Consider the following 11,955-nt stretch of genomic DNA (forward strand, 5'->3'; position numbering starts at 1 on the left):
GCTGTCTCCAGTCTGAATTCAGGACTAAAATTCGAGCCTTTCTTCTTTGCCATCTTGTCACCTAATTTTGTTATGCTGCTATCATAGCAGCTCTAATTAGGTGGCCAAATTCACTATGCCACTACAGTCATTAATCCTTTTGACACCATTATCGTGCGCTCTTTGTCATACTTGCCAATTATGGTTACGTAATAAATCGCTTTATTTTCCAAGTCGGGATCAACAACATAACTGGCGGTGAAAGTGGCAACTTCTTCCGCACGCAAGCCGCATTGCACAGCTAAATCCACTCGCAATTTTGTACCATGCTTTGTCAGTTCATTGCTGGCATAGAGCAGCTTCAATTCATCTTGGCTGTAAGGTGATAAACCAGCATCGCCTGATTTCTTTTGCTTATATTTTTTAGGGATCAGCAAATCAGTGGTGGTAATGGTAAAGCCTTTTTCCTCGCTACCGTAGTCGGTAAATAGCAAGTCTAAGCTGCCATCTTTGCGCTTTTTCTTAATGACCTTGGTTTTATATTTGAATGGCACTTTATCAATTCTGCGTTGCTTTCTTGCCCATTCGTAAAACTGCCTAACATGGTTGATGTATAGGTTTGCCGTATCTCGGTCGATATCCTTTGCAATCACTTGTTCTATAAGGTGCTTGCGATAGCGATAAACAGGCAACCAATATTTAGCTTTATCACTGTCACTTACGGCATAAACCTCATGCCAGTCCACGTTATTCTTCTCAACCCATTGCAAAAACAAACTCATCGAATTTGCCAATGACTGCACAGTAATAAGCGACACGCCACCAAGAGGGTTCTTTTTACCACCACGTTTAGGCGGCATAAAAAGCCCTTTATATCTGTGCTCTAGGAATAAATTGATTTCGAGAGCGTCCTGAATTCGAACCAGTGATAACACTCTGGGGAAGCGCTCAATAACATGATCTTCATGAAAAGCGATAGTGCGTTGACCTTTTTCATCAACGCTCGATACGTAAGGCAGGCTGCCTAAATTTACAGTTTGTTTTACAACTTTGGGATAATTGCCACTCAAATTAAATGCTCCATTACAATACTGCAAAATATAGGGCTGGTTATTTTGTATGTCAACAAAAAGTTGCAGTATTTGATTACTGCAAAAATAAATTGACCTAACAAACAATGTCAGCCACAATAATTTTCATTAAATTAAATCCGATTTTGTAACGCCAGTTGGTCATATCCCATTGGCGTTTATTTGCTTTTTGGAGAAATCGGTTTGCTGAACACAACCAAGGCTTAACGTTCATGAATGCAAAAATGCGCCAAGGTACAGAAGAGCTGCGCCTGAGTGATATTGCCGATATCCGCTTAGGCCATCCTTTTCGTGGCACGGTGAAGCAATACGACAATGGTGACGTAAATGTTGTTCAGGTAAGGGATACCGAGCCAACAGGTGAGATCAATCAATACACTATGGTTGAAACCGTATTAAATACGAAGAAACAACCCGACTGGTTACAAAATGGTGATGTGTTATTTGTCGCTAAAGGGGCAAAACATTACAGCGTATTAGTAGAACAGGTATTAGAACGCACAGTCTGCTCACCACACTTTTTTGTGGTGCGTTTAAAGCCTGAGTTTAAAGATGTGATTGTGCCCGATTTCTTGTGCTGGCAACTCAACCAACAACCTGCACAGCGTTATTTCAAAGCGACTGCCGAGGGTTCAATGTACCTAAGTATTCGCAGGCAAGTGTTGGAGAATGTGCCTATTAAGGTACTTAAGTTAGAGAAACAAAAACAACTCGCTGCAATGCATCGCTGCGGTGTTAGAGAGCAAAAAGTATTACAAAAGCTTATTGAAAATAGGCAACAACAACTAGAAGCCATTGCTATTCACGCACTTGAAAGCGTTGGCTAACACAAAACAGAATTAAAAATTAATAATAAGGACTTAAAAAATATGACCACAACCAATCAAATCAATCAGGATGATATCAATAAAGCAGTATGGGCTGCTTGTGACACCTTCCGTGGTGTTATCAGTGCCGATACTTATAAAGACTTCATCCTGACTATGTTGTTTTTAAAGTACATCTCTGATGTTTATAAAGATGAATACAACAAACTAGTTGCGCAGTATGGTTATAACCCTGAGCTTATTCACGCCATGATGTCGAAACAGCGTTTTGTACTACCAGAAGGCGCAAGCTTCTGGGATCTATATGAAAAGCGTTATGAAGCAGGCAACGGTGAGCGAATCGATAAAGCCTTACATGCTATTGAAGAAGCCAACGGCAGTAAGCTTAAAAACGTATTCCAAGACATCAGCTTTAACACTGACCGCCTAGGCCAAGAAAAACAAAAGAATGACTTACTTCGCCACTTGCTCGAAGACTTCGGTAAAGACATTTTAGATTTAAGCTCTGAGCGTGTGGGCAGTTTAGATATCATCGGCAATGCCTATGAATACCTTATCAAACACTTTGCTGCTGGCAGTGGTGCTACCGCTGGTGAATATTATACCCCACCCGAAGTTTCGACTCTTTTAGCAACGGTTTTAGAGCCAGTTGAAGGCGACCAAATCTGCGATCCGTGTACAGGCAGTGGCTCATTGCTTCTAAAATGTGGCGCTATGGTACGTAAAAACTCTGGTTCAAAAAAATACGCATTATTTGGACAAGAAGCGATTGGTTCCACTTGGGCGCTAGCCAAAATGAACATGTTCCTCCACGGTGAAGATAACCACCGTATTGAATGGGGCGACACCATTCGTAACCCATTACTAAAAGAGAAAGACGGAAACGGCTTACTGCACTTTGATGTGGTGACAGCCAACCCCCCATTTTCACTTGATAAGTGGGGACATGACGATGCCAGCAACGACCCTTACGGGCGCTTTAGACGAGGTATTCCGCCTAAAACCAAAGGTGACTATGCATTCATCAGCCACATGATTGAAACGTTAAACCCTGAAACGGGTCGCATGGGTGTGGTAGTGCCACATGGTGTGTTATTTAGAGCATCAAGCGAAGGCAAAATTCGTCAACAACTGATTGAAGAAAACTTGCTCGACACCGTGATTGGCCTTCCAGAAAAGCTGTTCTTTGGTACAGGTATTCCAGCAGCGATTTTGATATTCAAAAAACACAAGACCGATAAAAACGTATTGTTTATTGATGCCAGTCGTGAGTTTAAGTCAGGTAAAAACCAAAACCAGCTAACTGACGATAATATTAAAAAGATCATCGACACCTACAAGGCTCGTGAAAGCGTTGACAAATACGCATATCTAGCCAGTTTTGATGAAATCAAAGAAAACGATTTTAACCTAAACATCCCTCGTTATGTTGATACATTTGAAGAAGAAGCAGAGATTGATTTAGTGGCAGTGCGCACTGAGCGTGTTCAATTAAAAAATGAGCTGCAAACCCTTGAAGCGGAAATGGAAGGTTATTTGAAGGAGTTGGGTTATGGTGCCTAATGGCTGGAGAAATTGCCACCTTGAGAAATTAGCTAGCTTTTCTCAAGGTGTGCAGGTCGATGTAGATAGTCAATTTGAAAATCCATCACAAGGAATGGTGAGATTTCTACGAATAATGGATTTCGTAAATCCCAACGAAAAGCCTCGATACGTGAAAAATCCGGGGGCGAAGTTTTTTGTGACTGAAACAGATTTGAGTATGGTTAGGTATGGAAGTGCTGGAGCAGGAGATTTGGTGCGAGGCTTATCAGGAATAATTGCAAATAACCTTTTTCGAGTCATCCCAAATGAACAGAAACTATTAAAAGACTATCTATGGGTCTTTCTTAGACAACCCAAAATTAAGCATTTTCTATTCGGTAGTTCGACATCATCAACGATGCCCGCAGTTTCTTTTAAATTGGTAGGAAAAGTTCCTGTCTTACTCCCCCCACTCCCTGAGCAACGCAAAATCGCCAAAATCCTATCCACTTGGGATAAAGCGATTAGCACCACCGAGCGCTTAATCAACAACAGCAAACAGCAGAAAAAAGCCCTGATGCAACAACTGCTCACTGGCAAAAAACGCTTTGCTGGATTTACTAAAGACTGGAAGCAGATCCATTTAGGCGACATAGGTAAATGTATTACAGGTCTAACTTATAAACCGTCTGATACTGTTGATGATGGAATACTTGTACTTCGTTCATCTAACATACAAGACAGTAAGCTTGCTTTCGAAGATAACGTTTTCGTAAATGCTAACTTAAAAGTTAAATCAAAAACTCAAGAAAACGATATTTTAGTTTGTGTTCGAAACGGCAGTAAAAATCTCATTGGTAAAAGCACTCTAATTAAAGGCCGAGCTATTGGGCAAGCTCATGGTGCATTTATGACACTCTTTAGAGGTAAATACCCTCTATATGTGAGTCAACTTTTTCAATCGGATGAGTTTTTTAGGCAAGTAAATATGAATTTAGGGGCGACCATAAATTCAATTAATACGAGTGATCTGCATAAATTCAAGTTCTCCATTCCGACAGATGAAAACGAAATAAATGCAATCGCTGCCTGTTTGTCAAATGCAGAAAAAGAAATTGAAGTCTTACAACAACAACTTGCTGACTTAAAACAAGAAAAGAAATCGCTGATGCAGCAACTGTTAACAGGCAAGCGTAGAGTGATAGTTGACGAAAAGGAGGTCGCATAACGATATGGATATTACAGATTTAACATTTGATGAGCGAGATGAGTTTAAGCGTAAAAGCATCGCTGAAAAAGCTATTTCATTATTACACGCGGAAATCGATATTTCCCCTATGGTGATCGATGGTAGTTGGGGTACAGGTAAAACTGAATTTTGTCATAAACTGATAAACCTGATGCAAGGTAATGACACACATCATTTAATTTATATTGATGCATTTAAAGCTGATCATGCCGATGAGCCATTAATGACTGTTCTGGCTGAGGTAATTAAAGTTTTACCTGATGAAAACAGTAAACAAAGTTTCATCAAAAAGGCTTTGCCTACAGTGAGATATGGACTAAAGACAATTGCAAAAGCGGGTGTCTCACACCTTCTTAGGCAAGATATAGCAGATGTTGCAGATGATTTTGACAAAGAAATCCAGAAAACCGCAGACAAGGCTATTGATGCGACTGTCGAAGCCGTATTAAAAGATCACGTAAAAGCAGATAAAAACTTAAAAGCATTACAAGCGGCATTAAAGGAAATTACGGCTGTTAAACCTATCGTATTGTTTATTGATGAATTAGATCGATGTAGACCAAATTTTGCTGTCGATATGCTTGAGATTATAAAACATACCTTTGATGTAGAGGGTGTGAAATTTGTTTTGATTACTAATACTCAGCAACTCAAGGCATCAATAAATCATTGTTATGGGCAGTCAGTGGACGCTCAACGGTATTTGGATAAGTTTGTTAAATTTACAATCACTCTTCCAGAAACAGTCGATACCAATGCTCACCGTGAAAGTATTGCTGCAATTGAACACTATAAAAACTTAGTTATATCTAGCCACGTATTGGAAGGTTTGAAGCTATTTGAATGCGGATCAATTAGAACAATAGAAAAAATTATTATTGCCAATAGATTGTCGCTGAGAGAAGTTGAGACGGTTGTTCGACATATAGAAGTTTATGTAACTCTAGCTCAGTCGAATAACCTTCAGAGCAATACAGTTTTTGGGTATAAAGTGCTCACCATACTAGCTATAGCTATTTATAGTATTCAGCCCGAAGTAGCTTTGTCGATACTACAAAAAAGACTTGATGCGAAGGATATAGGTAACTGTCTTGGTATATCAAGTTTGTCAAATAACATTCAAGGTCGTCCTGATGAGCAGGAATTAATCTGTTATATGCTTGGGTATACTGCTTTACATAATAAAGAGCATTTTACGCCAACTGAAGATGTCGATGTATGGAAAGAAGAAAGTGCTCAATACTTTCGTGGTTCATATTGGCGAACAGATGATTTCGCATCTATTTGCGTTGAAGCGATTCAAACACTGACGATGTGCTAAAGGATCAGAAATGACTACGACAGTTAACTTTCAAGAAGAATTCAGCGCAAAAATCCCTGCTCTGACTCTATTAACAAACCTTGGCTATACCTTTATTCCACCAAGTGAATGTGAAGCGTTACGTGGTAATACTCTAGCAAGCGAGAAAAAAAGCACTCATCAGGTTATTTTATTACCTGTAATGCGTGATTTTTTAGCCAAGCAAACATTCTCATTTGCGGGTAAGCAACATACATTATCTGAAGCAGCCATTGATAAAGTGATGCATGAGCTAAACCCTGCTATGAACTTAGGGTTAAAAGCGGCTAATGAGAAAATCTACAATGCCTTAATGTATGGCGTTAGCGTTACTGAATTTATCGATGGCAAAAAAGCCTCCCCCACCATTAAACTCATTGATTGGCACAATCTTGATAATAACCAATTCCATTTTACTGAAGAATTAGTGGTTCAAAATGCCGAATGCACTGGTAATCGCATTCCAGATATTGTGTGTTTTGTTAATGGCTTGCCGCTAGTGGTTATCGAGGCGAAGCGCCCGGATTCAAATAAAGAAGGTAAATCGACCAATGCAGAGGCGATTTCTCAGAATATTAGGAATCAGGGTCAGGCTGAAATTCCTCACTTGTATGCTTATAGCCAATTGCTACTAGCAGTAAATGGGCATGAAGGTTTATATGCAACTTGCGGCACCCCTGAAAAGTTTTGGGCGAAGTGGAAGGAAGAACAAATACCCGAAGCGGAATTTATCAGGCTAAAAAATCACAAGTTAAGCGATGAACAATTAGATGGCCTATTTAAGCATCGTCCTGCCAAAGCGAAAGATGACTACCTATCATTGGTTGCTGCGGGTGACTTAACCGTTACTGATCAAGATAGGCTTATTGTCAGCTTGCTGCGTCCTGAACGCTTGCTTGATATGACTCGCCTGTTTACCTTGTTTGATAAAAAAGCTGGCAAGATTGTAGCTCGATACCAGCAGGTATTTGGCATAAAAGCACTTATTGAGCGAATTAACACCTTTGATGACTCAGGCGCTCGTGAAGGTGGTGTTATTTGGCACACCACAGGTAGCGGCAAATCATTTACTATGGTGTTTTTATCCAAAGCGCTTATATGGCTTGAAGAGCTAGCTCAATGCCGTGTGATCATAGTTACAGACCGTGTGGACTTGGAAGATCAACTAAGCCGTACCTTTGCATCTGGCGGTGTATTAACTGACCGAGATAAAAAAGATGCAATGGCGACAACTGGCAAGCGACTAGCTGAACAAATAGGTAAAGGGAATGAGCGAGTTATCTTCTCGATCATTAACAAATTTGGCTCAGCGATTAAGTACAAAGAATGCTACAACGACAGCCCAAACATTATTGTACTTGTAGATGAAGGCCATCGTAGCCAGAACGGTGAAAATAATATCCGTATGCAGCAGACGCTGCCTAAAGCTGCCTACATTGCCTTTACTGGTACGCCCTTATTAAAAGACGATAAGACCGAAAACAAATTCGGTAAGATCATCCACTCTTACACCATGCAGCAAGCAGTTGAAGATAAAACCGTTACTCCTCTGTTGTATGAAGAGCGTATTCCAGAGTTGAACGTTAATGACAAAGCTATTGATGCATGGTTTGAACGCAGTACCAGTAAACTAACCGACAAACAAAAAACCGATCTAAAGAAGAAGTTTTCACAGAAAGGTCAGATCTATCAAACCGAAGGTCGCATTGAATTAATCGCATACGATATTGCTGACCACTTCCAGAACTTTAAGCAGCAAGGCTTAAAAGGTCAGCTAGCTTGTGATTCCAAAGCCTCTGCAATTCGTTATAAGAAGGCATTGGACAAAATTGGTACGGTAACATCCGTTGTGGCGATGTCAGCTCCAGATACTCGTGAGGGTCACGAGGCGGTTGATCAGGAAAGTAAGGACATCGTACAAAATTGGTGGAAGGCTAACGTTAATAAAATGGACGAAAAAGCCTACACCAAAGCCATTATTGAAGACTTTGGTAGAGATGATGGCCCTGACATCATGATCGTAGTAGATAAGCTCCTGACAGGCTTTGATGAGCCAAAAAACACTGTGCTTTATATAGATAAGCCACTTAAAGAGCACAACCTAATCCAAGCAATTGCGCGTGTTAACCGATTACATAGCAAAAAGCAGTTTGGTTACTTAATCGATTACCGAGGCATATTAAAAGAGCTTGATACCACGATAGAAAAGTACCAAGACCTTGCAGAACGCACCCAAGGCGGCTTTGATATTGATGATCTGAAAGGTTTGTATAACCGCATGGATACGGAATACAAAAAGCTTCCGGGGCTACACAGTGATTTATGGGCAATATTTGATGGTGTTAAAAACAAACAAGATGGCCCAGCACTTCGCCAAGCTTTAGCGCCAAAGGTGCAAGATGTCGATGGCAAGCTTGTTGATACTAATCTTAAAAAACGTGATGACTTTTATTCTGCTCTAACCGCTTTTTCAAACTGTATGAAAGTAGCATTGCAATCAGCAACCTACTTTGAAGATAAGTCTTTTGATAATAAGCGTGACTTGTACAAACGTGATCTAAAAGCCTTTGTCGATTTGCGCAAACAAGTACGTGAAGATGCTGACGAAACCATTAATTATGACGAATACGCTGAAGATATTCGCAGCCTTCTAGACAAGCACATTGCTGGTATTGAAGTAAAAGAGCCTGATGGTGCGTACTTGGTAGGTAATTTAGGGAAGGACGTTAAGCCACAGGATATGAGCGATGACGAGGCTCGTAACCAGACTGATAAAATCACAGGCCGAATCACTAAGATGATTGAGCAAGACTTAGCAGATGATCCTTATGCACAGGAGTATTTCTCTAAGATGCTTAAAAAGGCGATTGAAGATGCCAGAGCGATGTTTGATGCTCCTGTTAAGCAATACATCCTTTTTGCAGATTTTGAGCAGGAAGTTAAAGACCGCAAAGTTGCTGATGTTCCCAATGAGTTTGTAAATGACTCCGGCAAGTTAAATAAACATGCACAAGCCTACTTTGGTTTATTTAAGCACTTATTTGACGCTGAATTCTTGAATGACAAAGCCTTAGATAACGATAAACTCGTAGCGTTGGCGTTTAGCATTGATGATGTAGTGAATACCGCTGTTGCTGAGTATTCAATCAATCCTGCGGAGATTGAAAACGCTATTCACATGAAGCTGTTGCCGCTGTTATTTGCTGATCTTGGCCTTGAAAACGCTCAAAAGCTGATTGAAGAAGTGCTTAAGATTACTCGCTTAGGTTTAGCAAGGGGCTAACGAGAGTGAGTAAACAAGCCGTTGCTGCCGAGATCCGAACAACAACCAATGAACGAGGTGTTTTTACCTATGGTAACGACACCATTCACTATGATGTTATTCGTAAAACCAAGCCTGCTGATAACGCTAGAAAAACAGCACGCAAGGTAATTATTAAGGTTCACCCTGATCAGCGTGTTGTGGCTACAGTGCCACATGATGCAAGTGATGATGCTATTCAAGATGCCATGCATAAGCGAGCCAGATGGATTTGGCAAAGCATTGATGAGTTTGCTAAGCAAAAAGATACGGTTTTACCTAAGCGTTACGTGAGTGGTGAAACACAGTTTTACTTAGGTAAGCGCTATGTATTAAAGATCATCAATGATGCAGAGCAAGTACCTAACGTAAAGCTAAGCCGTGGCAAATTGAACGTAACAATCAAGCAGGAAGTCACTAAAGATATAGATGATCGGTTGGTGAAACTTAAGCCGCTAATCGACAAGTGGTATCAACACAAAGCAAAAGCCATTTTCCACGAGCGACTAGCCGAACTACTTCCGAAAGCCACTTGGGTAACAGGCATTCCTTCCTTTCGTGTGATGGCAATGAAAAAGCAGTGGGGTAGTTGCTCAACAAAAGGCAACTTAATGCTCAATCCTCACCTAATTAAAGCACCGAAAGAATGCATTGATTACGTGATATTACATGAGCTTTGCCACATTGCTGAACACAACCACAGCGAGCGCTTCTGGCGTTTATTAAACCAAGTAATGCCAAACTGGAAAGAAGTAAAAGCCAAATTAGATGAAATGGCGGAGATGTATTTGAATGAATAAATCACTTGATTTGTGGTGGGACAGGCTCTTAAAACTCATTGAGTTGTTACGTCCTAAATTCTACAACAAACTAACTTGGCTAATAGTAATCAGCGGCTTAGGTCTGATGTCTAAGCCTTTGTGGTTAACACTGATAAATTTAATATTTGAAACAGGTTTTCAATTTTCTATAACTGAAGAATCTGATACTGCTTGGGGTTTTTGCCTAGTTCTAGTTGGCTTAATTTATCACCTTATAAACACAGGACTTCACGAGTTTGTCTTATCAAAAAAAGAGAAAATCTATAACTTAAAAAGAGATGAGCATGACATAAAAATCTTCCAATCTCTAAATGCTATGATAGATGAGACATATATAAATAACCTGTTTGATTATATGCACACAAGTGACGCTATTATGTGGGATGACTTTCAAAAACTGAGAAATTTTTTGATTTATACAACAGAGACTACAAATCAGTTTGTTGATGAAAAACTAAAACAACAAATGTCTACACTCTCTACTTCACTTAATGATCTACTTTCTTTTATTAACAAAGAATTTGATGAGTACCCATACGGACAAGCTAAAACAAACTTTAGAATGTGCTTAGCTCCGCAATTAAATTGTGATCGAGCAGGTGCTTGGGAAGATGGGCCGAAATATGACTCATTGGTGCAACAAATGATGGATAAATCATCTACTGTAATTACAGCATACAAAGATTGGCGCTTAGCAGTTAAAGAAATATTATTGGTATGATCTTAATTGAATGGGTAACAGTTTAAGCTGCTTTATGAAGGTGGCATTCGTTAGTAAATAATGAAGGTGACATTATGAAAAATTCGCCACCTGACTTACCTGCATTGGCAGCATAGTTCGAGATGAGGAACTCGTAGGCGTCGCCGAATAGGTCTATATGAGCCGCGTCGAATTTGCCAAACTCCAATCCTGCCACGCCTTTAAGTACGTCAGCCAAACGACTATTTTTTTCTTTTACCGTATTTCCCAAACGATTACTGGTGGTATCGAAATCGGCAAACAAGCCTTTTATGTCGCCCTCTGATGGGTAGCCGCTGGCAGATGCTTCTATAGCGGCAAAGATCTCGGCTAAGTCCGTATTCAGGCTCTCATTTGTCTTTGCATTTTTGGCGACATTCACAAACAGCTGGCTTGGGTAGATGAAGTAGCCCTTAGTTTTAACTGCGTCGTCTTTGATGTCTGGCGTGATAACATCATCGTTAAGTGCTGCGTAATTAATACTCTCGTCATCGGCCTCGATGTAGCTGGAGAAGTTTTCGCTAATAAAGCGATAAAACAGGGTGCCGAGGACATATTGCTTGAAGTCCCAACCATCGACTGAACCGCGCACATCGTTGGCGATGGCCCAGATTTGACGTTGAAGGGCGGCACGTTGTTGGATGCTTGTCATGTAGTCTTCCTGTTTATAATTGTTTGTTCGTTATCTTTAAGGGGGGCATTGCTAAGTCAGTTCGAGGAGGTCCCCTACCTGACATTCAAACAGCAGGCACAGCTTCTCAATGGATTCTAGATCTACTTTTTGAGCAGTTTCTTTGTAGAGCAGCGTTATGGTAGCGCGACTCAATCCCGTTTCTCTGGCAACGTCAGCAATACGCATCTTGTGTTCCCCCATCATACGAGCGAGATGGCAGCGAATCATGGCTGTGCCCCTATCTTTTCATATTTAAGTGAGCGTTTAGGATAACAGAAACTATCAGTCAAAATAGTAATTTGTTAGTTAAAATTAAATTATTTAACTTAAAAGAACTTACAATTTTACTGCTAGGTATGCGCCCGAAGCCGTTGCTTCTTAAACTAAGTTCAAGCATGCATGTCGAAGCGTC

9 protein-coding genes and 1 pseudogene are annotated in these 11,955 nt (G+C 40.4%); 7 read left to right on the plus strand and 3 right to left on the minus strand.

Going from position 1 to position 11,955, the window contains the following annotated elements; genetic code table 11:
• Window positions 1-113 precede the first annotated feature (113 nt).
• Window positions 114-1,049, minus strand: a complete 936-nt coding sequence (locus DXV75_RS16105; RefSeq protein WP_115594456.1) for a hypothetical protein — start codon at window positions 1,047-1,049, stop codon at window positions 114-116.
• 233 nt (window positions 1,050-1,282) lie between these two features.
• Between DXV75_RS16105 and DXV75_RS16110 the strand changes: the two genes are divergently transcribed.
• Genes DXV75_RS16110 through DXV75_RS16140 form a run of 7 tightly spaced genes read left to right on the plus strand, consistent with a single transcriptional unit; the run spans window position 1,283 to window position 10,852 of the window.
• A complete protein-coding gene (locus tag DXV75_RS16110) occupies window positions 1,283-1,897 on the plus strand; it encodes a restriction endonuclease subunit S (protein ID WP_115594457.1) in 615 nt (204 codons plus the stop codon).
• 42 nt (window positions 1,898-1,939) lie between these two features.
• A complete protein-coding gene (locus DXV75_RS16115) occupies window positions 1,940-3,460 on the plus strand; it encodes a type I restriction-modification system subunit M (RefSeq protein WP_115594458.1) in 1,521 nt (506 codons plus the stop codon).
• Entirely contained in the window at window positions 3,450-4,649 is a 1,200-nt protein-coding gene (locus tag DXV75_RS16120) for a restriction endonuclease subunit S (RefSeq protein WP_115594459.1), read from the plus strand. Before DXV75_RS16115 ends, DXV75_RS16120 begins: the two co-directional genes overlap by 11 nt.
• Window positions 4,650-4,653: 4 nt before the next feature.
• Window positions 4,654-5,991, plus strand: a complete 1,338-nt coding sequence (locus DXV75_RS16125; protein WP_115594460.1) for a KAP family P-loop NTPase fold protein — start codon at window positions 4,654-4,656, stop codon at window positions 5,989-5,991.
• A gap of 10 nt (window positions 5,992-6,001) precedes the next feature.
• Complete coding sequence (locus DXV75_RS16130) at window positions 6,002-9,292, plus strand: type I restriction endonuclease subunit R (RefSeq protein WP_115594461.1); 3,291 nt, start codon at window positions 6,002-6,004, stop codon at window positions 9,290-9,292.
• A 5-nt stretch (window positions 9,293-9,297) separates the two neighbouring features.
• A complete protein-coding gene (locus DXV75_RS16135) occupies window positions 9,298-10,110 on the plus strand; it encodes a M48 family metallopeptidase (RefSeq protein ID WP_115594462.1) in 813 nt (270 codons plus the stop codon).
• On the plus strand, window positions 10,103-10,852 hold the full coding sequence (locus DXV75_RS16140; RefSeq protein WP_115594463.1) for a hypothetical protein: 750 nt from the start codon (window positions 10,103-10,105) through the stop codon (window positions 10,850-10,852). Before DXV75_RS16135 ends, DXV75_RS16140 begins: the two co-directional genes overlap by 8 nt.
• A 76-nt stretch (window positions 10,853-10,928) precedes the next feature.
• Here the strand turns inward: DXV75_RS16140 and DXV75_RS16145 are convergent.
• Window positions 10,929-11,522: pseudogene (locus DXV75_RS16145) on the minus strand (type I restriction-modification system subunit M N-terminal domain-containing protein); the annotation flags it as partial.
• 51 nt (window positions 11,523-11,573) lie between these two features.
• Window positions 11,574-11,771, minus strand: a complete 198-nt coding sequence (locus tag DXV75_RS16150) for a helix-turn-helix domain-containing protein (RefSeq protein ID WP_115594464.1) — start codon at window positions 11,769-11,771, stop codon at window positions 11,574-11,576.
• Window positions 11,772-11,955: the final 184 nt, after the last annotated feature.

This window comes from Alteromonas aestuariivivens, from assembly GCF_003367475.1.
GTDB lineage: Bacteria > Pseudomonadota > Gammaproteobacteria > Enterobacterales > Alteromonadaceae > Alteromonas > Alteromonas aestuariivivens.